This window comes from Desulfitobacterium dehalogenans ATCC 51507 (genome assembly GCF_000243155.2).
GTDB classification, from domain to species: domain Bacteria; phylum Bacillota; class Desulfitobacteriia; order Desulfitobacteriales; family Desulfitobacteriaceae; genus Desulfitobacterium; species Desulfitobacterium dehalogenans.
The window spans coordinates 3,663,005-3,689,597 of record NC_018017.1 but is presented as its reverse complement, the minus strand read 5'-3'; the positions used below and the strand labels follow the sequence as shown (position 1 = coordinate 3,689,597).

Sequence of the window (26,593 nt, the reverse complement as noted above, 5' to 3'; positions counted from 1 at the left end):
GGCACAATGAAAAAACCTAGGAATTATCTCAGCCTGGAAAAAACAATACTAATATTAATCTGCTTAGTGGTGGCTTTATCTTTATTGGTTACGAATGTTTTGGTAAGCGAAGAAGTAGCCACCGTTACGGAGAAAAATATTGCCAGTCGGGCAGTGAATATATCCCGGATCGTGGCCCATTCACCTATCGTTATTGAAGGCCTCGGTGATCGGCGGGATAAAAGCGAGATTCAAACCTATGCCAGTGAATTGATGGACTTGACTAAAGTAAATTTCATTGTGGTCATGGACATGGAAGGTATTCGTGTATCCCATCCCAATATTAATGAACTGGGAAAACCATTTATGGGAGGAGATGAAGGAGCGGTTCTGCAGGGCAAGGAACATATTTCCACAGCTGAAGGAACCTTAGGTTTGTCCATGCGGGCCTTCTCTCCCGTTTTTGATGAAGAGGGTAAGCAAGTGGGCGCCGTCGCTGTGGGTATTCTTATGAATACTGTTGAAGAGGCTGTGAAAGAAAGCCGGTCAAAAACATATTTCGGTATGGGCTTAGGGCTTATTGTGGGAATCCTGGGGGCGATCTTTTTGGCCAAGCGCATCAAGAAAATTATGTTTGGGCTGGAACCCTTTGAGATCGCTCGGATTCTTCAGGAACGGAGCGCTATGCTGGAGTCGGTGAGAGAAGGGATCGTAGCTATCGATGCTGAGGGAGAGGTCACGTTAACCAACGCTGAAGCGACGCGCCTCATGAGCCTGGCAGGAATCGGTGATGTAAAAGAAGTTGATATGGAGATGATTCCTAATCCAGTATTTAAACACGTCCTTGATAAGGGTGAGCCGGTGCTGGATTTAGAATATGATGTTCGGGGAGTTACTCTTCTTACTAATACGGTGCCTTTAAAAGTGAATGGGGAAATTGTGGGTGCTGTCTCAACCTTTCGGGACAAAACAGAAATTAAGCAATTAGGGGAAGAGCTATCCGGGGTAAAGATTTATGCGGAGGCATTAAGAGCTCAGGCCCATGAATTTATGAATAAAATCCATGTGATTCTGGGTTTGGTTCATATGAAGAATTATGATCAATTAGGACCTTATGTAAGTCAGATCGCCAATCAATATCAAACCAAGGGCGGACCAATTGTCCGTAATATCCGAGATCCTATCCTTGCAGGGTTTATCCAAGCTAAAATGAGTTATGCCCGGGAAAATGGCGGTGAACTGGTGCTCGACGAAGAGAGTTATTGTCCCCAGGCCAAAGATTCATCCATGGTTCATGACCTGGTAACTATTATCGGAAATCTTTTAACCAATTCCTTTGAGGCCGTAAAAGAGAAAGATTATAAAGAGGTAGAGCTCAGCCTTATATACAGTGAAGGGGAATTGGTCATCCGGGTTTCTGACCAGGGATCAGGAATTCCCACTCCTGTCATGAAAGATATCTTTGTTAAAGGCTATTCTACTAAATCCAATGGCCGCGGTTTTGGATTGTTTTTGGTTCAGAAAAGTGTGGAACAACGAAAAGGGCGAATTCATATTGATTCAGGAGATAATAAAGGTACCACCTTTAAAATTTTCCTACCTTACGACCCTTTGGAGGAGACGCTATGATTAAAGCACTAATTATAGAAGATGACCCGATGGTCGCTGAACTCAATCGTCTTTATCTGGAACAAGTCGGAGGATTTCAACTGGTTGCTAGTGCTGGATCGGCAGCTGAAGCTATGAAGGTGTTAAAAAAGAAAAAGGTTGATTTAATTCTTCTCGATATTTTTATGCCCGGCATTAATGGTCTGGAATTTCTCACTCAACTTCGAAAAAGCGAGATAGAATCTGATGTCATTATTGTGTCAGCATCCACGGATAGCCAAAGCATTCGCAAGGCTCTTCAGCATGGCGCGGTGGATTATCTAATTAAGCCTTTTGAGTATGAGCGTTTTCGGGATGCACTTAATGCTTACAAAAAAAGAGAACTGCTTATGAAAAACAAGGAAAAGCTCAGCCAAAAGGATCTGGATGAGCAGATTTTTAATAAGGAAGAGGAAGAGATTGTCGAGAAAAAACCTGATCTGCCAAAGGGCATTAGCCGAGACACCTTAAAATTGGTCTGGGATCATATCCTGGTAACTTGTGATACATCCTTCACCACAGAGGAAATGGCTCAGAGGGTAGGAATTTCTCGCGTTTCCATGAGTAAATATATAAGCTTTTTACGCGGGCAAGAGGTTTTGAATACAGAGATCAGTTATGGAGCTGTAGGTAGGCCGGTTAATTATCATCGAATCAATCAGTTGAAAGTAAAGGACTTCAAACAGTATTTAAAAGAAATTCAGTAGAATTAGCTATTTATCAGGAAAGAAAGTACTGGGGTGAATGCTCCGATACTTTCCTTTTTTTAGGCTTAATTGGACTATGTTCACTTTCATAAATTACATAACTCTTTTTAAACTTACTTAAACTGTTTAATATTTTGTGAAAGATTTATTATGGACAAAAGGAAGGTTAAATAGTCGGCAAAGGGCTTATTAAGCCTTCTAGACAAAAATTGAAAAGGAGAGGAAAAGGAGTATGAAAAAGATTAGCGTGTTGATTCTTGCCCTTTTAATGGTCGTTGGTCCTATCACAGGCTGTAGCACGGAATCTGCAACCAATGAAACTCCTGGAACGAGTACACTTGTCGTACAAGACAAAAGTGCGGATATCGTAGTTATCGGTGCCGGCGGAGCAGGAATGACTGCAGCTATTCAAGCGGTACAAGATGGTGCGAAGAATGTGGTTCTTGTGGAAAAGATGCCCATTACAGGCGGAAACAGTGTTCGTTCCACAGGTGGTTTAAATGCAGCTCCTACTAAGTATCAAGAAAGAGATGGGATTGAAGACTCCATCGAGCTTTTTGTGGAGGATACCATGAAGGGCGGACATAACCTCAATGATGAAGCACTGGTTAGAACTCTGGCTGAACACTCTGCCGCTGCGGTAGACTGGGTCAATGAAATCGGCGGCGATTTAAGCGTGGTCGGTATGTTTGGCGGAGCCAGTGTAAAACGGATTCACCGTCCCTCAGATACAAGTGCTGTTGGTCCTATGCTCGTTACTACCTTAAACAATAAAGTTAAAGAGCTAGGCATTCCCATTCTCCTTAATACCAAAGCCGAAGAAATTCTTGTCGATGTTAATGGAGCAGTAACCGGAGTTAAAGTAACAGGTGAAGAAGGAACCTATACCATTAATGCCAAAGCTGTGGTTTTGGCTACCGGTGGTTTCGGAGCCAATGCAGATATGGTGACCAAGTACAAATCGTCCCTGAAAGGTTTTGCAACAACCAATCATAAAGGGGCTACAGGGGACGGAATCGTCATGGCCGAAAAAATCGGTGCTGATTTCGTCGATATGGATCAAATTCAAACCCATCCCACTGTAAATCCTACTGACCAAACCATGTACACTGAAGGTGTTCGTGGTAATGGGGCAATTCTCGTGAATAAAGAAGGAAAGCGCTTCATCAATGAATTAGAAACTCGTGATGTGGTTTCAGAAGCCATCTTGAAACAAACGGGTGGTCAAGCTTATCTATTATTCGATCAAGAAGTCCGTGAAAGCTTAAAAGCTATCGAATCCTATATCAAGGGTGGAATCATTTTTGAAGCCGATACTATTGAAGGTCTGGCTGAACAAATCGGTGTCGACCCAGCTAATTTGAAAGAAACCATGGAAAAGTACGCCGGATATCAAGCATCTGGCAGCGACCCGGATTTTGGACGGGCTAGTATGGAGTTCCCTCTTACCCAATCTAAATACTATGCCGGATTATGTGCTCCTGCAATTCACCATACTATGGGTGGGGTGAAGATCAATACAGAGGCTCAAGTACTCAACACAGAGGGCAATCCCATTCCGGGACTCTTTGCCGGTGGTGAAATTACCGGTGGGGTTCATGGTGGAAACCGTCTTGGTGGCAATGCGGTTGCCGATATTGTAATCTTTGGTCGTATCGCCGGATCTGGTGCTCATGCTTATGTGATGGAGAACGGTGGAATCACTGAACCCACTATCCAAGCTGCTGCTAAACCTGCTGAGGCGAAACCGGAAGTCGAAGCTAACTACAAAGACGGCACCTACACTGGTGTTGGCCAAGGTAAAGGTGGCGAGATTAAGGTAGAAGTCGTGGTTAAAGACGGTCAAGTTATTAAAGTAACGCTGAAGGAGCATGCCGAAACCCCCGGTATATTCGAGAACGCTGAAGAGGGCGTGGTTGGTGAAATCATCAGAAAGCAAGTCACTGAAGTGGATGTCGTCGGTGGTGCCACTATGACCAGTAAAGGTATTATGGAAGCTGTAGCCCAAGCTTTAGAAGGAGCAAAATAAAGTTCCGTGTTATTCTGTTGATTAAACCTCATAGAAAATAAGAAGGAGCAAGTAATTGCTTCTTCTTTTTATATCGTAGGGGTGTTGAAAATCAGAGCAGAATGTGAAATGGAGCGAAATTTTCCTTGCCCTTCTCTTTCAATTCTTGCTCAAATAAGTAATTGGCAGTATAATATTAGTTTAGAATATATCTTAAAAATCGTTTTTTCTAATACAAAACTGGATTTTGTTGAAATGAGGGGTAAAAACTTGGCACAGGCCTCACAACGTATACGCAACTTTTCAATCATTGCTCATATTGACCATGGAAAATCCACACTTGCCGACCGTTTGATCGAATATACGGGAGCTCTCAGTAAGCGGGAAATGGAAGCCCAGGTCTTGGATAATATGGATCTGGAGCGGGAACGGGGGATTACCATTAAACTGCAGACCGTTCGTTTGCAATACCCAGCTAAGGATGGAGAAACCTATGAATTGAATTTGATTGATACGCCGGGTCATGTTGACTTCACTTATGAAGTATCCCGTAGTTTGGCAGCCTGTGAAGGAGCCTTATTGATTGTGGACGCTGCTCAAGGGATTGAAGCTCAGACCTTAGCCAATGTCTATTTGGCCTTGGAAAACAATCTGGAGATTATTCCTGTCATTAATAAGATAGATCTACCCAGTGCCGAACCGGAGCGGGTTAAGCAGGAGATCGAGGATGTTATTGGCTTAGATGCCGGTGAAGCCATCCTGGCTTCTGCCAAAGCCGGAATTGGAATTGAAGATATCCTGGAAGCCGTCGTCGCCAAGGTTCCACCGCCCCAAGGGGATGATAATGCACCTTTAAAGGCTTTGATTTTTGACTCGTATTTCGACGCTTATAAAGGAGCCATTTCCTATGTCCGAGTCATGGAAGGTCGTGTGGCTAAAGGAACCCAGATTAAGATGATGTCTTCAGGGAAAGTTTTTGATGTTACAGAAGTAGGGATGTTTACCCCGGCCTTAAGGATCGTTAATGAAATTAAAGCGGGTCAAGTAGGCTATATTGCTGCTAGTATCAAGAACGTAAGAGATACCCAGGTGGGGGATACCATTACCGATGCGGAAAATCCGGCACTTTATCCTCTGCCGGGGTATCGCAAGGCTACACCCATGGTCTTCTGTGGTCTTTATCCTGTGGATTCCAGTGACTATGGTCGGTTGAAGGACGCTTTGGAGAAGCTACACCTCAATGATTCCAGCTTAGTCTTTGAGCCGGAGACCTCCAGCGCTCTGGGTTTCGGTTACCGTTGCGGCTTCTTGGGACTTTTGCATATGGATGTCATTCAGGAGCGTTTGGAGCGGGAATACGATTTGAATTTGATCACAACTGCACCCAGTGTGGTCTATAAAGTGTATAAAACCGACGGAGAGGTTTTAAATATTGATAATCCCTCCAACCTTCCTAAAGTCGATGAGATAGAGACCATTGAAGAGCCTATCGTCAAAGCAAATATTATGGTGCCTTCGGATTTTGTGGGAGCTATCATGGAGCTGAATCAGGAAAAGCGGGGTAATTTCCTCAATATGGATTATCTGTCGGCTAACAGGGTCAGCTTAATCTACGAACTTCCCTTAAGTGAGATTGTCTATGACTATTTTGATCAGCTTAAATCCCGAACCAAAGGATATGCTTCCCTGGATTATGAATTAGCCGGATACAAAGCGGCTTCCCTGGTTAAGCTGGATGTTCTCCTCAACGGTGAGCTGGTGGATGCTCTTTCTTTTATTGTTCATAAGGAAAAGTCCTATGCCCGTGGCCGTCGCTTAGTGGAAAAGTTACGGGAGATCATCCCCCGTCAGATGTTTGAGGTGCCTATTCAAGCGGTTATTGGGCAAAAGGTTGTCGCCAGAGAGACCGTCAAAGCCATGCGCAAGGATGTCCTGGCCAAGTGCTACGGAGGGGACATCTCCCGTAAGCGGAAGCTCCTGGAGAAGCAAAAAGAAGGTAAAAAGCGCATGAAACAAGTGGGAAGCGTTGAGATTCCCCAGGACGCCTTTATGGCAGTGCTGAAGATCGACGACTAGTGAATCATGGGGACAGGTACTTGTGACATGTGCCTTAAGTCAAATGCCGTTCACATGCTGAAATTCGAATACTTGATAAGACATGGCGAACTGTCTGCCCTTTGAGGGCATGGAGTTCGCTGCCTCTTTATAATGAGGAATTTGGGGAGAGCCCCCCATGAAAGGGGTGAAGGTATGCCTTCTCTTTATGTCCATGTTCCTTTTTGTGTGAAGAAATGCAATTATTGTGCTTTTTATTCGGAACCTTTGCAACGATCTAAGGTTGAGGGTTATTTGACAAGCTTAAACCGCGAGGCTGACTTAAGGCAACAGAAGGTTCAAGAGGGGATGTCTACCCTTTTTATTGGGGGCGGGACTCCTACGGCTTTAAATGAGGAGGAATTAGATACTCTCTTAAGTATCATCAACAGTAATTTTAAGTTTAAAGATTCGGCGGAAAAAACAATGGAGGCCAATCCGGGTACCCTGACGACTGAGAAGCTCCAGACGCTCCGCAAACAAGGTATCAATAGAGTGTCTTTAGGTGTTCAATCCCTAAATGATGACTTATTGAGACAGATCGGCAGAATCCATCGATCCGAAGAGGTTAAGGATGCGGTACGCTTGATCAGGGAGGCGGGCTTTAAGAACCTTAATCTGGATTTGATGTTCGGGTTGCCAGGGCAGAACCTGGCGGACTGGCGGGATACTTTGGAAGAGACTCTTAGGATCCGGCCTGAGCATATTTCTGTTTATGGACTAATGGTCGAAGAGGGTACGCCTATTGCCCTAAATAAAGAGCTGATTGCTAATCTTCCTGATGATGATACCCAAGCCGAGTTGTACCACTTGACTAGAGAGATTCTGGGCAAGGCGGGATACCAACATTACGAAATTTCTAATTATGCACTTCCAGGCTATGAATGTCAGCATAATCTTGGCTACTGGCGAAGGATGGAGTATTTAGGGATAGGGCCAGGTGCCGTATCTTGTCTAAAAAACCGCCGTTTTAAAAACTTTGAAGATATTTTTTTATATGAGAAAATGCTATCCAAATGGGAACTTCCGGTGGATAGTAAAGAGAATGAATTTCTTTCAAAACGTGAGCAAATGGTAGAACTTTTAATACTGGGTCTGCGTCTTAAAGATGGGATTAATTTGCCTCAGTTCAAAAATGAATATGGTGCAGATCTTTTTGAGCTCTATCCTGCTGTTCTGGAGCGTTACCTTAAGGCTGGTGTCTTAAGGATCGAAGACGGCTCCCTTCTCTTAAAACCAGAGTATTGGTTTGTCGCTAATGGAGTGTTGCAAGAATTTGTGTGAAATTGTATCTTGCTCAGGGGAGAAAAACAATGAAAATCTCAGATAATGGCAAGTTGTTCATCCTCTTTCTTTTTATTCCTATTGTTGTTTTTCCAATTTTATTTGGTGCTTTAAATCAAGAATTTATGAAAAGGTCTTCTCCTATGGCCGAGAAGGGAATTCTTGATCTTTCGGCTTGGGATTTTTCGGATGATGGAATCATTGAACTCAATGGGGAATGGGAATTTTATTGGGGGCAGTTGCTTTCTCCCGATGATTTTAAACATTCCAACTATCCTGCCATGACCGGGTATTTGAATGTTTTGTCCGATTGGATAGGAAATCTGGATCAAACCCAATTAGCCGCAATGGGATCAGGAACCTATCGTCTATTAGTGAAAAATGTACCAAGTGAGGAAGTCCTCGCTATCAAAAAATCGAATATCAGAACGTCAAGCGCCGTATTCGTCAATGGAGAAAAAATAATACAAGATGGCCGGCCTGCCCTCTTAGAAAACGAGTATCTCTTTAGTAATATTCCTCGCGTGGGGTTCTTTGATCTGCACTCCTCGGATATTGAAATCCTCGTACAAGTGTCTAATTATGACTATATGTATGGAGGGATTGTTGCCCCCCTTCTCTTAGGGGAAACTCAGGATATTTTAGAGCTGAGCAACCGTAGGTCCATGGTAGAATTGATTATAGTAGGGATCATTTTTACAATCGGATGGATCTGTTTTCTATCCTACTTCTTTCTTTTTAGGCATAAAAAAAATAAAATGTTTATGAGTATGGCTGTATTTTGTTTTTTTCACGCATTGACCAATTCCATGTATGGGGAAAGAACTCTTTTATTTTTATTTCCCCACATCCCCTTTGATGCCGCCTATAAACTCCTTCAGCTTTCGCTGATTATAACCATTATGAGTTTGGCTGTGTTTCTTAAACAGCTGGATAAAAATTTTATTCCGATAAAAGTTTATCATATAATTTTAGGACTGTATGCTCTATTCGCCGTGGCCCTACTTCTTCTTCCTTTAAGCATATACGCTTATCTTTGTATCCTCGTCGGCATAATCGAGCTTATTATTTATATTGGAATATTCATAAGAGCGGTCTATATCTATAACATAGTAAAGGAGAATGAACAGGAAAGGACTAAATTTGGCTTCTTGGCTTGTGCCTTAGGGGTACTCAGTTTATACGTGGTGAATCTGGCATTTTTCAGCTTCGGATTAATAGAGGATATGTTTTTCGGGTTTATGCTTAGTTTGATTCTTGCACTCAAGTTAATGGTCTATTTAGCTGTCCAACTATCCGATCTCTATGTGAAGAATAGGGAGATATCTTTAAAATTAGCACTGCAAGAGAAAGAAAATATCGAAAAAGAGTATGCTTTCCTGCGTTCCCAGATTAAGCCCCATTTTCTTTATAATGCCTTAAACACCATCATCTCGTATTGTTATTCGGATAGCCATAAGGCGGGAGAGCTTTTAAGAAGCTTTAGCAATTATCTTCGGGGATCTTTTGATTTTGAGCATTCCAATGGCCTTATAAGCATTGAGCAAGAAATGATGATGGTTTATGGGTATGTGGATATCCAAAAGGCACGTTTTGGAGACAAAGTGGAAGTCCTCTTCGATATCGACCCTAAGCTGCTGCAATGTCAGGTTCCGGCTCTTTCCATACAGCCTTTGGTGGAGAACGCTATAAGACATGGCATAATCAAAAAAGAAGCAGGGGGAACCGTCCAAATCAAAATCAGTAAGAAATCAAGTCACATTATGATCCAGGTATCCGATGATGGTATAGGGATTCACAATCAGCGGAGAATGCAAATCCTTAATCATGGAAAAGGAGACACAGGTAAAGAGTCTTTAGGAGGGGTCGGTCTGTATAGTGTTCAAAAACGGTTGAAACATTCCTTGGGCAGTATCTTAAAGATTGAGAGTACCGAAGGTATGGGCACAAAGGTTTATTTTGAAATTGACGAGAGTGAGTAAGGCCTGATTAGGATTAGCCGGTAATTATGATATGGATTCTAGTGTTAAGGGGAGATTTAATGCTGAGAGTGATCTTGGTGGATGATGAGAAACCAGCCCTTGATCTCATGGAGCGAATGTTCAGCAAGAGGAAGGATGTAGAAATTGTCGGGAAGTTTCTGAAGCCTTCTGAAGTGTTGCTGAATGTTGAGAAATTGAAACCTGATGTGGTATATTTGGATATCGATATGCCTGGTACAAATGGAATTGAACTGGCAATGCAAATTGCCGAGATAAATGATCAAGTGGCTTTTGTCTTTGTGACTGCTTATGATCGATTTGCCCTTAATGCCTTTAATGTCAATACCCTGGACTATATACTGAAGCCCGTTGTCGAGGAAAAGCTGGATCGTTCTATAAACAGAGTATACAAACTAAAGGGGATAGGAAAAAGTAAACACAAGACTGAAAGCAATTCAATCGATATAAGGATGTTTGGTGGTTTTGAAGTAAAGATCGGGAGTCAAATGCCCATACGCTGGACGACCGCGAAGGCAGAAGAGCTATTTGCTTATTTATTGCTTAATGATTGTTCCGTGTCTAAATGGGTCCTGATGGATAGGCTATGGCCTAATACTGAAACTCATAAAGCTGAACAAAGTCTATATACAACAATATTTCGGTTGAAGCAATCCTTTAAAGAAAATAATTTAGGCTTTGAGATTCAAGCAGTAAAAAAGACCTATCGACTTATCTCTCTAACAGAATTGCATTGGGATGTAAAGGAGCTGCTTAATTCCCTATCCTTTGACGATGAAGGCTCTATGCAAAGAGCTATGAAAATCTATAAAGGGGATTTGCTGGCAGGAAAAGACTATTTCTGGTGTTATCAGATGAGAGTGGAAATGTTGGCGATCTACCAGAAGCTGGCATTAAAGCTTTTCTACTATTATTTTCAAGAAAAACGCTATCGTGAAGGTTTGGACGTTGTAGAAAGTGTTTTAAGACATACTCCCCTTAACGATGAATTCATGGAGAAGCTTGAATCTTTATTGGATACTAAACTGGATAAACGGATAGTCAGACGGATTTCCGCGATCATAGAAAAAGTGACAATGGAAGAATTGATCTACAAGCACGATTTAGATTCAAATTGATAACATTTTAACTATGATTTTAGAAAAATTATTTTGTGATAGAAGATAAAAGATAAGAATTATAAAGATGGTATTTAAGTATGAGAACCGATGCATGGCTGTTTTAGCAAGCCTTGCGGCGGTTTTTTTTTATATGGGGATGTAAGTTTTTTGTAAGGTAGCTCTCTTTATTATATAGAATACCCGTATTAATAGGTCTGTCTTATTAAACGAAATAGGTGGTGAGAGAAATGAGATGCTTAAATTCTGAATAAGTTAAAATGTATTCCTCAGATGATTTGCTTTTTTGGCTACATTAGGAAATGGCTGCTGGGAATTTAGACTGACCATTAGTATGGTGAGCTCATATGGAGCGAAAGGAGGCTTTACTATTAGTGAACAATAGATCTAACATGAAATTCAGGAGGAATGACCTGAAAAGCAGATTCAAGTTTTTAATAACTTGGTTATTAACCGCTTGCCTACTGGTGTATAGTCCATTTGGAGCTGTCTCAGTTGCCGCAGAATCTGATGGGGTTATCATGAACGATATACTGGATGACAACAATAGTCTCGAAGAACCATTCTTTCAAATCCAGTCGACTACTCCTTCAGGTATTACTGTGACTACCCCATCAGCAATCAACTACATAGAAGGTATTAGCGATAGAGTAATAGTCACAGATTTACTGCCCGGAGATATTGTAAAAGTATATGATCAGGCAACAGGGGGCGACATCCTTGGACAGGGCACAGTAGCTTCAGGTGAAACTTCAGTAACAATAGAGATTCCTCAGCTTGGTAAAGGGAAGGGAACGGTCTACGTTTCGGTTACCTCCAGCGGAATAGAGAGTGACAGGGTAGAAGTGGATTATGTAAGTGAGCCGATACCCTGGCAGATTTATGGTCACACGGGGAACTGGGGTGAAGATGTTAAGTTACCAAGAACGCCATTCAAGAAAGATAATGCCTCACCGCCCGCTTATCCTAAAGATGAGAACGGTGTTAGCGACGATAGTCCTCTGGGGCTTTATTATAATCAACATATTATAATAAAGGGAAGTGGAACCAGGGTTACGTTTTATGGTTACGCTACAAATGCATATAAGGACTTTGTTTTGTTACCCAGTGTATCCACGTCAAAGAAAACAATTACATTTGATATGGATCTATCCAAGGTTAACTATCACAGCATGGAAGGCGCAGGCATTTTGCTTAATAGCAAAATAGAGGCGGGAAAGCTATATGGGTATGCGATTCTCTTTACAGGTGCAGTGAAAAGTGATGATAGCGAAGATATAAGCAAAAGAAAAATCAGATTATTCCAGATAAATGGTGTAGACATAAATAGTTTCTACAATAAGACAGGTACCAGTGGTGGAGAATTAACTTCCTTCAGTGAGATCAAAGAGATTGTTGGGGCCGCAGTGACCCCTGCTTCTGGTGATCAACACTCACTGGAACTTGAAATAACTTCTGATAATGTTAAGTTAACTGATCAGGTAGAAGGTCAGCCCTCGGTTGTATTGGAACAAACGTTAAATCAGGTAAATAATGCTGGTAATGGGTTTGGCTTTATTGCTAGTCATATTGGACATCAATGCCACATGCTTTCTTACTTTACGATTACTGATGTGTCCATATCCGATGCTGATAAAACTCCCTATACTTGGCCTTTACTTGATTTGACGGCCAAACTTTCTAGCGAGGACCCCTATGGCTCCGTTGAGTTGAACTATACGGCACCGGAGAATGCTGAAGTAGTAATTCTTCAATATTCAACTGACAGTAACTTCCCGGAAGAGAGTACAGCTAGTATGCCCCTCGATCCGGAATCAGCTCAGACAACGGTCAATGGCTTGAAGGATAATACAAAATACTATTTTAGACTTTTGATAGGCGGAGGGGGAAATGGAGGGATTTCCAATACCGCCGATGCGACAACCCAGGAAAATCCCAACACAGCTCCGACTGCAACATCTGTAAGCATTACCGGCAAGCTTGAAGTCGGTCAAACCCTGACCGGTAATTATACTTACTCTGATGCGAACGGTGACCTGGAGGAGAAGGGGAAAGGGGGAACTACCTTCAAGTGGTACCGGGGCCAAAATCAGGATGGAACTGGCAAAGTTCCCATTGATGGGGCAACCTCCCAGACCTACACCTTAGGCATTGAGGATCAGGGCCAATACATTTTCTTTGAAGTCACCCCGGTTGCCCAAACCGGAGTTCTAAAGGGCTCACCAGTGGTCAGCCAAGGGCAAGGCCCGGTGCAGCTGCCCTCATCCATGAATCTGGATGGGATTGTGACTGATCAGAAGACAGATGAAAAAATAGCAGAGGCCACTGTTATCCTTAAGGACCTCAGCGGCAATGAAATCGACAGAACAAAGACTGACAAAGACGGAAAGTACTCTTTTAACAAAGTAAAATTGGGCAAATATAAGATCGTCGTGGAAAATCCCCAATACAGCACCAAGACTACAGATATTGATGTTATGCCCAATAGTTCCAATGGTACTGTCAGAGTAGATGCTTCCGGCAACTTAACCTTAACTAAAGATGTTGAATTGGTGGATTTTATTATCACCCTGGTTGCCGATCCCAGCAGTATTGTTGGAGACGGGAAGCAGACTACCACCCTCCATGCTCTGATTACTGATAAGGATAATAATCCGATTCCAGGTATTAAAGTAGACTTCAGCGCCCTTGATGGGAATTCCGCCATTGGAAGTTTCCCAGGTGGTTCTGAGGCAACTACGGATCATGAAGGAAAATGCTCTGTAGTTTATAAGTCAGCGAATTTGTCCGGAATTGAAAGCAAAACTGTTATTGTTCGGGCAGAGGTCGACGATGATATAAAGAATCTTCATGCTGCCAGTGAAATTATAGTAACCTTTGAGCCCAGCAGCATCCAAGGCATTGTTATGGATAATGCAACAGGAAAGCCTGTAGCAGGGGCTATCGTAGAGGTAGCAGAGGATTTTGATGGAGATGGCATCGTCGACTTCTACGCTAAAATGATTACCGGGTCTGACGGAAAATACAAAATTGCCGTACCCAAGGGAAATATGCCTTATAATGTGAACATTGCAAAACCTGTGATTGTAGATGGTGTACCATTGGGGGAAGTAACCTTTACTCACACCTGTATTGTCGGTGAGATTACAGGGGCAGCGAAAGAGAGCTTTGATTCTTCCAAAACCATTACCGGGGTAGCGTTGATGAAAGCCCCTGATGGCAGTGCTCATAGATTAAGTGGAAATAGCTATGAAATAGAGCTTGTCGACAGCAATCAAAACCCGGTTTCCCTTCCACCCGGTTCCAGTGCGCTAACGAGCGAGGGAATTTTCAAGGCTGATAACCTCCCACCTGGAACCTACACTATCAATTTGAAACATAATGTTGGCGGTACCGGCCAAAAGCTCACCATAGGAAAGGCCGTAGCCACTGTAACCGCTGATGGTGAGATCGTGATCAGCACAATCCTTATCGACCCTTATGGCACGGTCACGGATCGTGATACGGGGCTGCCCATCAGCGGGGTAACTATGGAACTCTACTGGGCGGATACTAAACTGAATAAGGATAACGGTCGTACCCCGGGGACATTGGTCGCTTTGCCGGCTGACCCGGCTGCAACCAATAATAATGCCAATCCCCAGCCTACATCAAGCACTGGATACTATGCCTGGATGGTCATCCCTGACGGGGATTATTACATCATTGCTAAAAAATCCGGCTATTACACCTACGATAGCCGTCGGGATAAGCGCCAGGAAACCATTGGGGACAGCTGGATCAAAGATGGTATAATCCATGTGGGAACCGACATTGTCCTTTATGATCTACAGATGGAATCGCGGGACAGGGATAGAGACGATGGCGGTGGTGGCGGTTCTGCTCCGATAGGCCCTGTTACTCCTCCAATCACTCCTCCTGCAGAGAATACTTCCAACCTTGTCAATCCTCAAAATCCGGCGCTGGTTGTTCCTGCTGATCGATTGACCAAAAAGGAGATTTTGATTGCGGCGATAAACCAATACAATGAGCGGGAAAAAGCCAATGCTCAAAAAGAAAACCGTACGCCCCGGTTGATTAGTGTAGGTCATCTAAATGAAAGTGCTTACGCAATCAGCAGCAGCAACTCTTCAATTGCCGATTTTGACACCAATGGCCTTCTCAATATTTCCGGAAAAGGGTTATTTGTGATCAGGATCAGTGAAAAGGGTACCAAAAATGTTTATGAATACCAAATGGTAGCCTCTCAAGGGCTGCAAAGACTTGCCGGAGCGAACCGGGTTGATACTGCTTTAGCCATTGCCCGGGGCAGCTATTACGGTAAAGTGAAAAGTGTGGTTGTAGCCAGATCGGATGAGTTTCCTGACGCCTTAACCGGAAGTGTGCTGGCCTATAAAAAAGAAGCGCCTGTCCTGCTGGTTGGACACAGTGAAACCGATTGTCAAAAGCTTATAGAATACCTAAAAGGCTATCTGGAGCCCCAGGGAACGGTGTATATCCTGGGAGGAACCAGGGCGGTAAGCCAATATGTGGAAGACAGTGTAAAAGACAATGGCTTCAGCAATATCATACGCTTGGGCGGGGCGGATCGCTATGGAACGGCTGCCAGGATCTCCGAGCATCTGGACGTTACCCAAGGCAGACCGGTGGTCATTGCTTCAGGGCAAAGCTTCCCGGATTCCCTGTCCGTAAGCAGTATTGCTGCGGCACAACAATTCCCTCTTCTTATCGTTAACCCCAATTCTATACCGGATGAGATCAGGGAAGAATTACTCCAGCGGAACCCCAGTAAGGTGTATATCATTGGCCTGCAAGGGGCGGTCAGCGATGGAGTCAGAGATGAAGTGGCACAGCTTACCGGGCTGGGACAAGAGAACATCGTTCGGATTGGCGGACAGGATCGTTATGCAAGTACCCTGGCCGTTGCCCAATACTTCGACCCAAGCGGACGGGGAGTAAGCATAGCAACTGGTCGGGATTTCCCGGATGCTTTGGCCGGAAGTGTTTATTCAGCCAAATTGAAAGATCCTCTAATCTTGGTAGGGGAGACCCTAAGTACCGATCTCAAAAATTATCTAAAGGTAAGAAAACCTTCTGATATTGTAATTTTTGGTGGACAGGGGGCTGTCAGTCCTGCTATAGAGGAGCAACTCAAGAGTTTGGTAGAGTAGTGCCTTAGAAAAAACGATTCGTATTGATTCCCAGCAAATAAATAGTCATGTGAGATGGGCATCATAAATAGGAATTACTATTTATGATGCTTTCTTTTTTAGTGCAATTTGGACGGCCTTTTTTAGCTTGCCTGATACTTGACAATCAAGAATGAGAGCGGTACTATAATATCATAAATCGTTAGCACTCATTGAGGTCGAGTGCTAACAAAGGAAAAACGAAGGTGGAAAGGTGGTTATGTTGATGCAGATGGACGAGCGAAAAAAGAAGATCCTGCGGGCTATCGTTCAGGATTATGTAAATACTGCTGAGCCGGTTGGTTCAAGGACCATCGCTCGGAAATTTGATTTAGGCATCTCGCCGGCCACCATTCGTAACGAAATGTCCGATATGGAAGAGCTGGGTCTTATCGAACAGCCTCATACTTCAGCAGGCCGCATTCCTTCGGATGCGGGTTATCGGTATTATGTGGATTGCCTCATGGAGAAATCCAATGTTACTGATGATGTAAAGGATGTTATCGAAAAGGAGACCACGAAGAGGATTGCGGAGATTCAGACTGTCATTGCTCATTCCAGCAAACTGCTTTCCGAGCTCACTCACTTGACCAGTATCGTGATAGGGCCGGACAAGGGGAAGAGTGCTTTTAATCAGATACACTTCCTTCCTTATGAACCCAGCAAAGCCATCATGGTAGTGGTCAAGGAAAATGGTGTGGTGGAGAATCAAATTGTAGATATTGGAGAAAATGTAACGGCCGAGGAACTTCAGAGAATTGCCAACGTATTTAACCATAAGATGCGTGGGCATTCTATGGAAGAAGTGAAAAGGGATATGCTTCACGAGATATATAGCGAACTGACTCGTCAACGCTTCCTGATCGACAATGCTTTGGAGCTTCTTTCCGCTATTCTGAGCAATGGCCCTGAAGAATCCAATAAGGTCTATCTGGGTGGAACTCTGAACATGTTGAACCAACCTGAATTCCGGGATGTGGAAAAGATCAAAAACCTTTTCCAGATTTTTGAAGAGGGAGATCAGATCATAAAAGTGCTCCATCCCCAGAAAGAGGGTCTGGCAGTTACCATTGGTGGAGAAAATAAACTAAAGGAACTTCGGGACTGTAGTATTATTACAGGGACCTATTGGATTGACGGAGAGCCTTTGGGTACCATCGGTTTGATTGGACCTACCCGTATGGATTATGGGAAGGCTATAGCCATGGTGGATTATATGACAAGAACGCTCACTGAGCTTCTTACTATACGACGAAGGAACTAGGAGAGGTGGTTTCAGAAATGATGAATTGGGGCGGGAAAACCCCTCCATCGGGTCATACCGAATGGGAAAATAAGAATGCTCAAGAGTCTAAGGAAAATTTAACGGATACCGTTGAAGAAATCCTAGAAGAAGTTGCCCAGGAGGACGAAATGAGTAATGAATCTTCCCGGGAGCAGGATGTTTCTTTAGAAGAAAAAGTGCTCACCCTTCAGGCGGAGCTTGACCAGACCAAGAACCAAGCGGATGAATACTATGCTCATCTTCAGCGGTTACAAGCCGAGTTCGACAACTATCGCAAGCGGACACAAAAAGAGAAAGAGGATTTTGCCAAATATGCATCGGAACGTGTCATGGAAGGGCTGCTGCCTGTATTGGACAACTTTGAACGAGCGATAGAGGCATCTAAGACCACTCAAGATATAAAGTCCTTTTCCCAAGGAGTGGAGATGATTTTCAAGCAGATGCAAAGCATTCTCGCCAAAGAAGGACTGGCGGCTATTGAGGCGGTGGGGCAGCCCTTTGACCCTAATATACACGAGGCAGTACTCCAAGTGGATTCAGAGGAACACCCGGAGAACACCGTTGTAGAGGAACTCCAAAAAGGTTATTATCTTAAAGAAAAAGTAATACGTCCTAGTATGGTTAAAGTGTCCCGCTAGGTGCGATAAGGAGGAAGTATTGAACATGGGTAAAGTGATTGGAATTGACTTAGGAACCACCAACTCTTGTGTAGCAGTTATGGAAGGCGGCGAAGCCGTCGTTATTACCAACGCGGAAGGGAATCGGACCACTCCATCTGTGGTTGGATTTTCCAAGACAGGAGAACGTTTAGCAGGTCAAGTGGCTAAGCGTCAAGCTGTTTCTAATCCGGATAAAACTGTGCTCTCTATTAAGAGACATATGGGAACGGATTACAAAGTGAAAATTGATGATAAAAACTACTCTCCCCAAGAGATTTCTGCAATGATTCTACAAAAATTGAAAGCAGATGCTGAAGCTTATCTGGGACAGACGGTCACCGAGGCCGTTATTACCGTCCCCGCTTATTTCACCGACGCCCAACGGCAAGCTACCAAAGATGCCGGAACCATCGCCGGCCTGGAGGTTAAGCGGATTATCAACGAGCCTACGGCTGCAGCTTTAGCCTATGGTTTAGACAAGCAAGAGGATCAGACCGTTCTGGTCTTTGACTTAGGGGGGGGAACCTTCGACGTGTCCCTTCTTGAGCTTTCTCAGGGAATGGTTGAGGTTAAAGCCACCAGCGGGAACAACAAGCTCGGTGGGGACGATTTTGACCAACGTCTGATTGACTATATGGCAGCTGAATTTAAAAAAGATCAAGGTGTGGATCTGACTAAAGACCGTGTTGCCCTCCAACGCTTAAAAGAAGCTGCAGAGAAAGCCAAAGTGGAGCTTTCCGGAGTGAGCACCACCAATGTGAATCTGCCCTTTATCACCATGACGGCCGAAGGACCCGCCCACTTAGATATGAATGTTTCACGGGCTAAGTTCGAGGAATTGACTGCGGATTTGGTAGAAGCGACCCTTGGACCTACTCGTCAAGCTTTAGCCGATGCTAAGCTGTCCTGGAGTGATGTGAATCAAGTCATTCTCGTAGGCGGATCCACCCGGATTCCCGCTGTACAGGAAGCCATTAAAAAGCTAAGCGGCAAGGATCCCCATAAGGGTGTTAACCCGGATGAAGTGGTATCCTTAGGTGCGGCGATTCAAGGTGGAGTTCTGGCCGGTGAAGTGAAGGATATTATTCTCGTGGACGTCACTCCATTGTCCCTGGGAATTGAAACCTTGGGCGGAGTATTTACCCGGATTATTGATCGCAACACCACAGTTCCGACCACAAAGAGCCAAGTCTTCTCTACTGCGGCAGATAGCCAGACCTCTGTGGATATCCACGTCCTCCAAGGAGAGCGTGAAATGGCGGCATATAATAAAACCTTAGGCCGGTTCCAACTTTCCGGAATCCCGCCTGCTCCCCGCGGCATCCCTCAAATCGAAGTAAAATTTGATATTGATGCCAATGGTATCGTCCATGTTTCTGCTAGAGATATGGCTACAGGTAATGAACAAAAGGTTACCATTACCGCTTCTACAGGTTTAAGTCAAGAAGAAATCGAGAAAATGAAAAAAGACGCTGAAGCCCATGCCGACGAAGATAAGAAACGCAAAGAATTGATTGATGCCAAGAACCAAGCAGACTCTATGGTTTACCAAACCGAAAAGACCCTGAAGGACTTTGAAGGTAAGATTCCTGAAAATGAAGTAGAGCCGATCAAGAAAGCTCTTGAAGAATTAAAGACCGCTGCTGCCGGAGAGAACGTGGAGCTGATCAAAGAAAAGACCGAAGGAGTAACCAAGGTGCTTTATCCCATCATTGAAAAAATGTATCAACAAACCGGTGGGACAGCACCGGGACCGGATATGGGAGCAGACCCCGGAATGGGTAGTGCAAAAGCAGATGACAACGTAGTCGATGCCGAATATACTGAAGTAGATAAGGATCAGAAATAATCGGAATGAAGGAAAAAGTTGGGTGCAGGTGTTTTCCCCTGTGCCCAATCATCATGTACTGAAGACGGATAAGGCTTCAAGAGGGAGAATCAGGAGTGATGGAGGAACAACATGAAACGGGATTATTATGAAGTACTCGGAGTCTCTAAGAACGCTGACGAACAAGAAATCAAAAAGGCCTATCGAAAACTAGCCCGCCAATATCATCCCGATGTTAATCCGGGAAATAAAGAGGCAGAGGAAAAATTCAAAGAGGCAACCGAAGCCTATGATGTCTTAAGCGATTCTGAAAAACGTACTCGATATGATCAAATGGGCCATTCCGCCTTCGATCCCAACCAGCAAGGTTTTGGCGGAGATTTTGGCGGCTTTGGGGATATCTTCGATATGTTTTTTGGCGGCGGTGGTGGTCAGCGTCGGCAAGGCCCCACTCGAGGGAATGACCTTCGTTATGACTTAACCATTACTTTCGAGGAGGCTGCTTTTGGTACCGAGAAAGAAATTCAAGTTCCTCGTCAAGAGGCCTGCACGGAATGTCATGGCTCTGGTTCAGCCCCTGGAACTCATCCTACCACCTGTACACATTGTCATGGAACAGGGCAGGTTAAGGCTACCCAACGAACCCCCTTTGGAGCGATTCAAACTGCAAGAACTTGTCCAAACTGTAATGGTTCAGGTCAATTTATATCTTCCCCATGTAAAGAATGCAGCGGAAAAGGAACCACACGGAAAGTCAAAACCATTAAAGTCAATGTCCCCGCAGGATCAGAGGATGGTCTTAACCTTCGTTTCAGCGGCAGCGGGGAAGCGGGACTGCGGGGGGGACCATACGGAGACCTTTATGTGGTCCTCAATGTCAAAGCCCATAAATTCTTTGAAAGAGAAGGGAACGACGTGTATTGCGAGATTCCCATAACCTTTGTACAGGCTGCCCTTGGGTCGGAGATCGATATTCCGACCCTGGATGGCAAAGTCAAAATGAAGATCCCCGAAGGAACTCAGACCGCCACGGTGTTCCGTCTAAGAGGTCATGGTATTCCTTATCGCCGTGGCAACGGGAGAGGGGATCAGCATGTGCGGGTGGTCGTAGCCACTCCGACTAAACTCACCGACCGCCAAAAGGAACTGCTTCGTGAGTTCGGAGAGGTTACCAGCGATCAACAACAAATGGGTAAAAAGTCCTTCTTCGAAAAGGTCAAAGAAAATATACGGGATGCCATCGATTTATAATTAAAAGGAGTTCTGAAGCATGAATTGGCGCGAAATTGCGGTAACTGTTTCATCGGCAGGAGAGGAAGCTGTTGCCGATCTTTTTTATCAGCTTGGCTGCCCTGGAGTAAGTGTGGAAGATCCGGAACTTCTGCGAAGTTATGTGGAATCCGGGAACTGGGATTACCATGATTTTGGAGAGATTGCATTAACCGGAACCTCTGTGGTAAAAGGATATTTCTGTGAAGATCACGAGCTTCAGTCCAAGCTTCAGCGACTTGATGAGGGACTGAAGGAGGTGCTTCATTGCTTTCCTGAATGGGTTCTTCAAGTGAAAGGCTTGACCGTACAAGAGGAAGATTGGGCCACCTCCTGGAAGGCTTATTTTAAGCCAGTTCGAATCGGTGAGCGTTTTTTGATCAAGCCCTCTTGGGAAGAGGTAACTCCTCAGCCTCAGGATATTGTCCTGGAGCTGGATCCTGGAATGGCCTTTGGTACGGGAACCCATGCCACGACATCTTTGTGTCTGGGGACCCTGGAAGAGAGGGTGAGACCGGATATGCGGGTCTTTGATTTGGGAACAGGATCGGGGATTCTCGCCATTGCAGCAGCAAAACTAGGCGCTCAAGTAGAGGCTATCGATTTAGACTCCGTTGCCGTTAAAGTAGCTCAAGAAAATGTGGAACTCAATCAGGTGGCCGGACGGGTCCGGGTACAGCAAGGGGATTTGGGGACGGTATTGCATGGACAAGCCGATTTAGTGGTAGCCAATATCATTGCCGATGTCATCCTGATGCTTATCCCCGACCTAAAGCGGATCATGAGAGAGGATGGAGAATTCCTCGCTTCAGGTATTATCGAACACCGTTCTCCAGATGTGGAAGCAGGACTGCGTGAGCACGGGTTGGAAGTTCTGGAAAAGAAAGAGGATTCGGGATGGGTCCTCTTACGAGCGGGGTGGCAGGGTGCATCGCTTTAAAATATCGGAACTGGGTAGAAATGTTTTCTGGCTTAAGGGTCCCGAAAGAGAACACCTTGTCCGGGTCTTGCGTCTTGCGGTGGGTGATCAGATCATCGGCTTTGATAACTCGGGAGCAGAGTACAAAGCAGTTATCAATAAAATAGAGGACCAAAGCGTGACCTGTGGAATCATGGAACAGGATTACCCGGAAGTAGAAGCCCGAACCCAGGTCTACCTGGCAGCCGGTCTCTCTAAAGGGGAAAAGATGGAGTGGGTCATACAAAAGGGAACGGAATTAGGAATGGCCGGTTTGATTCCCCTGCGCACGAAACGGGCTGTCATGAAGCTGGAAGGGAGCAAGGCCAAAGACCGGGTGGAACGTTGGCAGAAGATCTCCAGTGAGGCATCCAAGCAATCTCATCGGGTCCGGGAACCAAAGCTCTTCCCAGTCTCTGATTGGAAAGAGCTTAAGACTCTCCTCCCGTCAACCACTCAGTGGCTTATTCCTTATGAAAGCGAGAAAACCAAGACCCTCCAATCTGTGCTCAGGAATTTCAGCCCACAGGAACCTATAGCACTCTTAATCGGGCCTGAAGGAGGCTTCGATGAATCGGAAGTACTTTGGGCCCAGGAGAATCTCCAGGCTCAAAGTGTGTCCCTGGGGCCAAGGATTCTGCGGGCAGAGACTGCGGCCATTGCGACCCTTACTCTTGTGCTGGGGCATTATGGGGATCTGGGATAACCGTTCTTCTGCTAAATCGTCAATCAATTCCTAACGGGGGTGCCAAAATGGCAGATTCCATACAGCAAAGAAATCCGTCGTCTTTAGCCGGATGCAGCGGTGATCATTTAGAGCCGCGGGCCCTCGGGGTTTGTTTTGTTACCCTTGGGTGTAAAGTGAATCAGACCGAGAGTGAAGCCTTAGGGCAACTGTTTCGGAATAATGGATATCATGTGGTGTCTTCCACGGAGAAGGCGGATGTGGTCGTGGTCAATACATGTACCGTAACCAATACGGGGGATGCTAAGTCACGGCAAACCATTCGGCGTATGGTAAAGGCTCATCCGGATGCTTTTGTGGTGGTCATGGGGTGCTATGCCCAGACTGCTCCGGGGGAGATTCTTGATATTGAAGGGGTTGACCTGGTCTTGGGAACTCAGGATCGGGGGAGAATCCTGGAGCTTATTGCTCAAGTGAAGCAGGAGCAGCAGCCGAAGAACAGTGTACATGCTATTTGGGATGCTAAGGCCTTTGAAGAACTGCCTCTGATCGAAGAGGAAAGCAGGACAAGGGCGACTTTAAAAATTCAGGAGGGGTGTAACAAATTTTGCACCTATTGCATTATCCCTTACGCCCGAGGGCCCGTCAGAAGCAGAATCCCTGAGAACGCCGTCACAGAAGCGGAAAAGCTGGTTGCGGCAGGTTATAAGGAGATCGTATTGACAGGAATTCATACGGGCTCTTATGGAGAAGATCTGGGAGAGAATTGGGATTTGGCCCGGTTGGTCAAAGTGCTTGCTCAGGTTAAAGGGTTGCACCGCCTGCGCTTGAGCTCTATTGAACCCATGGAATTTACCCCTGAGCTCATCGATGTGATTATCAATCATCCTACGGTCTGCCCTCATCTTCATATTCCTTTGCAATGCGGCAGTGACGCCATTTTAACTCGAATGAAAAGACCCTATGCTGTCAAGGAATTTAAAGAGCTCATTCTACGGCTGAATGCTCTGCTGCCGGGGATCGCCATTACCACGGATGTGATCGTCGGCTTTCCGGGGGAGACGGAACAAAACTTCCGGGAGTCTCTGGAGACCGTTCGTTCCTGCGGCTTTTCCGGAGTTCATGTGTTTCCTTACTCCAAGCGCAAAGGAACACCCGCTGCTAAATACCCTGATCAGATTCCCAACAAAATCAAAGAGCAGCGAGTGAAGGATCTTATGCAGGTAGCCAGAAAAAGCCAGGAAGACTATGTCCGCAGATTTATCGGGCAGACGGTGGAAGTCCTGATTGAGCGGGTCAGCCCAGAGGGAGTAGCTGCAGGTCATACGCGAAATTATATTCAGGTTCACTTACCCCCTCGGGAAGGAAAAACCTGGACAAACGGCGAATTGGTGAATTGTGTGCTTGAAGAAAGTTTTGTGAATTAATTTAAATAAACTTCATAGTATTGGCCGATTTTTTAAGGACTCCGGCAATAATAGAGGCAGAAAGAAAACCTGGCGAAGGGGAGGTTCAATAAAGAACCATATGAAAAAGGATGGCTTTTTTTTAAAAGGACGGTTTTTTAAGGCAAAGCGGTGGAAGATAGCAGGTTTTCTTTTAGTTCTCGTTATCTTGCTGGGCATTGGCTCCTTTTTAATGATGCCCGCTGTGACATTTCATGCCCCCCGCACCGTGTTCAACCGACACACTATTCCCCCCTTCGTCGCGATGGTTGAATCAGGCGGAAAGGTTGCCACCTGGAATAAGTCCAAGGGTGAAATGACGATCGAAAAGGTTGGCGACAGTATAAAGCTTCATATCGATACTGAGCAGAGTCAGGGGATTCCAATTTATATCAATGGTAGCTATGTGGGCAAATCGCCATTGAATAAGCGTCTTTTTCCTGGAAAATATGAAATTGTAGCTAAACCTCCCGGATATTTGGGATCTATCCGGTATTTGAAACTGAGCACTGAATATCCGAAAGACAAACAGGTTATCTTGCCTGTGGACCGGCACCGTTATCAGGATTATTTGGATGAAATCCTCCGTCTCGGCTATACTCCCATAAAAGTGATGGATTATTATAACAATGTTCCCATAACGGACAAAACCCTCATCTTAAGACACGATGTGGATGAATCGGCGGATTATGCCTTAGAAATGGCGGAACTGGAAAAAGCCCGGGGAATCAAAAGTTCCTACTATTTCCGGTGGCGCACCGCTGATCCGGAAGTGATCCGAAAAGTGAGGGCAATGGGCCACGAAGTGGGTCTGCACTATGAGACCCTGGCTTTTTACGCTCAGGAAATGGGCTTAAAATCGGCCGAGGACATAACTCCCACTGTCCGACAAGAACTGAGGCGACGCCTGAAATTTGAAATAGCCGAATTTGAACGGCTCCATGGAGATATATATACGATTGCCTCTCATGGAGCGGAGGAGAATAGACGGCTGAGGCTTACCAATTACCAGGCCGTTATGGAAGGGGAAAATCCCTTGGATTATGGAATTATCGGGACCGCTTATGGACCGATAATAGAAAAATTCTCTTATATGAGTGATGTCGGCGGTATCTGGGAACCGTTCCCCTATCCGGAATTAGAAAATAATAAAGGACCGTTCTACTTCCTCATCCATCCTATTCATTGGGTCTCTAGTTTCACTGAATAAAATATAGGATAAAAGAAGTAACTCAATCATTAGCGAAGTGAGTAGCTTTTGCATATAAACATAAAGGGAGGGTTTTTATGTCGGAGTGCATCTTTTGTAAAATAATCAATAAGGAGATTCCCAGCCAGGTTGTTTTCGAGGATGAGTATGTGTTGGCGTTTAAGGATATTAATCCTGTAGCTCCGGTACATTTGCTTATAATTCCAAAGAAACATATGGAAAGCCTAAATGATATTGAAGTTGTGGATGAGGCCTTAATCGGGCATATTTTGATGGTGGCTAAAAAACTGGCTCAAGAGTCTGGTATAGCTGATTCAGGTTATCGTGTGGTTAACAATTGTGGTGACGATGGGGGCCAGGTGGTTAAGCATTTGCATTTCCACCTGATTGGCGGTCAGCCTTTAGGCATAAAAATTTGTTGATAAAGAAAACCCCTTAAAACATAGCCAAAACGACCTGTATGTCCGTCAGGAACTTGACGCACGCCATCTCATCCAGTATAATTATCTAGTATATCTGTACATGATCCAGTGGAGGGAGGGATAAGATAATGAGCGAAATTAAAGTCGGTAAAAACGAATCCCTGGATAGCGCACTCCGCCGGTTCAAGCGTACTTGTCAGCGTGCAGGCGTATTATCAGAGGCTCGTAAACATGAGCATTATGAAAAGCCTAGTGTTAAGCGGAAGAAGAAATCCGAAGCAGCACGTAAACGTAAGTTTAAATAAGGAGTTGCACTGAATTGTCCCTGAAAGATCGCCTCGTTGAGGATATGAAGGTTGCCATGAAGGCCAAAGAGGAGGGGAAGGTTAGACTTTCCGTCATCCGAATGACCCGGGCCGCCATTAAAAATGCTGAAATAGATAAGCAAGTGGAATTTAACGATGATCAAGTCATCGAAGTCTTAGCTAAAGAAGTCAAAATGCGTCGTGATTCGATTGAAGAGTTTTCTAAGGCGAATCGTCCCGATACAGTGAAAGCCCTGGAGGAGGAAATCTCCGTTCTCATGGAATACCTTCCTCAGCAGCTTTCTGAAGGGGAAATACGCCAGTTAGCCCAAGAGACTATTGCCGAAGTCGGTGCTCAAGGACCGAAAGATCTGGGTAAAGTCATGGGCAAGATTACTCCGAAGACAAAAGGACGCGCTGACGGCAAACTGGTTAACCAGATCGTGCGTGAACTTCTAGGATCTTAGCTCACTAAAAACCTGATTGCAAGCTTAGCAATCA

The 26,593-nt window shown here is 44.8% G+C and carries 19 protein-coding genes; all 19 read left to right on the top strand.

Annotated elements, in window-relative coordinates; all coding sequences use genetic code 11:
- Positions 1-6 precede the first annotated feature (6 nt).
- The 19 genes from dcuS (at position 7) to DESDE_RS17740 (ending at position 26,559) form a co-directional block, all read left to right on the top strand.
- Positions 7-1,608 (top strand): DcuS/MalK family sensor histidine kinase, encoded by a 1,602-nt coding sequence (dcuS, locus tag DESDE_RS17830; protein WP_014795420.1) that lies wholly within the window; start codon positions 7-9, stop codon positions 1,606-1,608.
- Complete coding sequence (locus DESDE_RS17825; protein ID WP_014795419.1) at positions 1,605-2,333, top strand: response regulator; 729 nt, start codon at positions 1,605-1,607, stop codon at positions 2,331-2,333. Before dcuS ends, DESDE_RS17825 begins: the two co-directional genes overlap by 4 nt.
- A gap of 232 nt (positions 2,334-2,565) precedes the next feature.
- The gene (locus DESDE_RS17820; RefSeq protein WP_014795418.1) at positions 2,566-4,362 is read left to right on the top strand and encodes a flavocytochrome c; all 1,797 of its coding nucleotides are present in this window, start codon (positions 2,566-2,568) and stop codon (positions 4,360-4,362) included.
- Positions 4,363-4,611: 249 nt separating this feature from the next.
- On the top strand, positions 4,612-6,417 hold the full coding sequence (gene lepA, locus DESDE_RS17815; protein WP_028305619.1) for a translation elongation factor 4: 1,806 nt from the start codon (positions 4,612-4,614) through the stop codon (positions 6,415-6,417).
- Positions 6,418-6,591: 174 nt separating this feature from the next.
- Entirely contained in the window at positions 6,592-7,719 is a 1,128-nt protein-coding gene (gene hemW, locus DESDE_RS17810) for a radical SAM family heme chaperone HemW (RefSeq protein WP_014795416.1), read from the top strand.
- 29 nt (positions 7,720-7,748) lie between these two features.
- On the top strand, positions 7,749-9,701 hold the full coding sequence (locus tag DESDE_RS17805) for a sensor histidine kinase (RefSeq protein WP_014795415.1): 1,953 nt from the start codon (positions 7,749-7,751) through the stop codon (positions 9,699-9,701).
- 59 nt (positions 9,702-9,760) lie between these two features.
- A complete protein-coding gene (locus tag DESDE_RS17800; RefSeq protein WP_014795414.1) occupies positions 9,761-10,837 on the top strand; it encodes a response regulator in 1,077 nt (358 codons plus the stop codon).
- A gap of 392 nt (positions 10,838-11,229) precedes the next feature.
- Positions 11,230-16,008 carry a cell wall-binding repeat-containing protein gene (locus DESDE_RS17795; protein ID WP_041917296.1) on the top strand — a complete coding sequence of 1,593 codons (4,779 nt, stop codon included), beginning with the start codon at positions 11,230-11,232 and terminating at the stop codon, positions 16,006-16,008.
- A gap of 244 nt (positions 16,009-16,252) precedes the next feature.
- Positions 16,253-17,290, top strand: a complete 1,038-nt coding sequence (hrcA, locus tag DESDE_RS17790; protein ID WP_041917295.1) for a heat-inducible transcriptional repressor HrcA — start codon at positions 16,253-16,255, stop codon at positions 17,288-17,290.
- A gap of 17 nt (positions 17,291-17,307) precedes the next feature.
- On the top strand, positions 17,308-17,949 hold the full coding sequence (gene grpE / locus DESDE_RS17785; RefSeq protein WP_014795411.1) for a nucleotide exchange factor GrpE: 642 nt from the start codon (positions 17,308-17,310) through the stop codon (positions 17,947-17,949).
- A gap of 25 nt (positions 17,950-17,974) precedes the next feature.
- Positions 17,975-19,819, top strand: coding sequence for a molecular chaperone DnaK (dnaK, locus tag DESDE_RS17780; RefSeq protein ID WP_014795410.1), 1,845 nt, complete (start codon positions 17,975-17,977; stop codon positions 19,817-19,819).
- Positions 19,820-19,930: 111 nt separating this feature from the next.
- On the top strand, positions 19,931-21,049 hold the full coding sequence (dnaJ, locus tag DESDE_RS17775) for a molecular chaperone DnaJ (protein WP_014795409.1): 1,119 nt from the start codon (positions 19,931-19,933) through the stop codon (positions 21,047-21,049).
- A 19-nt stretch (positions 21,050-21,068) separates the two neighbouring features.
- Positions 21,069-22,007 (top strand): 50S ribosomal protein L11 methyltransferase, encoded by a 939-nt coding sequence (gene prmA, locus DESDE_RS17770; protein ID WP_014795408.1) that lies wholly within the window; start codon positions 21,069-21,071, stop codon positions 22,005-22,007.
- Positions 21,994-22,731: an RsmE family RNA methyltransferase gene (locus tag DESDE_RS17765; RefSeq protein ID WP_014795407.1), complete on the top strand. Its 738-nt coding sequence runs from the start codon at positions 21,994-21,996 to the stop codon at positions 22,729-22,731. Before prmA ends, DESDE_RS17765 begins: the two co-directional genes overlap by 14 nt.
- Positions 22,732-22,778: 47 nt before the next feature.
- Positions 22,779-24,137 (top strand): tRNA (N(6)-L-threonylcarbamoyladenosine(37)-C(2))-methylthiotransferase MtaB, encoded by a 1,359-nt coding sequence (gene mtaB / locus DESDE_RS17760; RefSeq protein ID WP_014795406.1) that lies wholly within the window; start codon positions 22,779-22,781, stop codon positions 24,135-24,137.
- Positions 24,138-24,237: 100 nt separating this feature from the next.
- On the top strand, positions 24,238-25,365 hold the full coding sequence (locus DESDE_RS17755) for a PEGA domain-containing protein (protein WP_014795405.1): 1,128 nt from the start codon (positions 24,238-24,240) through the stop codon (positions 25,363-25,365).
- Between the two features lie 77 nt (positions 25,366-25,442).
- Complete coding sequence (locus DESDE_RS17750) at positions 25,443-25,787, top strand: histidine triad nucleotide-binding protein (protein ID WP_014795404.1); 345 nt, start codon at positions 25,443-25,445, stop codon at positions 25,785-25,787.
- 128 nt (positions 25,788-25,915) lie between these two features.
- Positions 25,916-26,092, top strand: coding sequence for a 30S ribosomal protein S21 (gene rpsU / locus DESDE_RS17745; protein ID WP_005816464.1), 177 nt, complete (start codon positions 25,916-25,918; stop codon positions 26,090-26,092).
- A gap of 14 nt (positions 26,093-26,106) precedes the next feature.
- A complete protein-coding gene (locus DESDE_RS17740) occupies positions 26,107-26,559 on the top strand; it encodes a GatB/YqeY domain-containing protein (protein WP_014795403.1) in 453 nt (150 codons plus the stop codon).
- Positions 26,560-26,593 lie beyond the last annotated feature (34 nt).

Coding starts and splice junctions, on each gene's coding strand:
- dcuS (WP_014795420.1), top strand. CDS start 7: ATGAAAAAACCTAGGAATTATCTCAGCCTGGAAAAAACAATACTAATA.
- DESDE_RS17825 (WP_014795419.1), top strand. CDS start 1,605: ATGATTAAAGCACTAATTATAGAAGATGACCCGATGGTCGCTGAACTC.
- DESDE_RS17820 (WP_014795418.1), top strand. CDS start 2,566: ATGAAAAAGATTAGCGTGTTGATTCTTGCCCTTTTAATGGTCGTTGGT.
- hemW (WP_014795416.1), top strand. CDS start 6,592: ATGCCTTCTCTTTATGTCCATGTTCCTTTTTGTGTGAAGAAATGCAAT.
- DESDE_RS17805 (WP_014795415.1), top strand. CDS start 7,749: ATGAAAATCTCAGATAATGGCAAGTTGTTCATCCTCTTTCTTTTTATT.
- DESDE_RS17800 (WP_014795414.1), top strand. CDS start 9,761: ATGCTGAGAGTGATCTTGGTGGATGATGAGAAACCAGCCCTTGATCTC.
- DESDE_RS17795 (WP_041917296.1), top strand. CDS start 11,230: ATGAAATTCAGGAGGAATGACCTGAAAAGCAGATTCAAGTTTTTAATA.
- hrcA (WP_041917295.1), top strand. CDS start 16,253: ATGCAGATGGACGAGCGAAAAAAGAAGATCCTGCGGGCTATCGTTCAG.
- grpE (WP_014795411.1), top strand. CDS start 17,308: ATGATGAATTGGGGCGGGAAAACCCCTCCATCGGGTCATACCGAATGG.
- dnaK (WP_014795410.1), top strand. CDS start 17,975: ATGGGTAAAGTGATTGGAATTGACTTAGGAACCACCAACTCTTGTGTA.
- dnaJ (WP_014795409.1), top strand. CDS start 19,931: ATGAAACGGGATTATTATGAAGTACTCGGAGTCTCTAAGAACGCTGAC.
- prmA (WP_014795408.1), top strand. CDS start 21,069: ATGAATTGGCGCGAAATTGCGGTAACTGTTTCATCGGCAGGAGAGGAA.
- mtaB (WP_014795406.1), top strand. CDS start 22,779: ATGGCAGATTCCATACAGCAAAGAAATCCGTCGTCTTTAGCCGGATGC.
- DESDE_RS17755 (WP_014795405.1), top strand. CDS start 24,238: ATGAAAAAGGATGGCTTTTTTTTAAAAGGACGGTTTTTTAAGGCAAAG.
- DESDE_RS17750 (WP_014795404.1), top strand. CDS start 25,443: ATGTCGGAGTGCATCTTTTGTAAAATAATCAATAAGGAGATTCCCAGC.
- rpsU (WP_005816464.1), top strand. CDS start 25,916: ATGAGCGAAATTAAAGTCGGTAAAAACGAATCCCTGGATAGCGCACTC.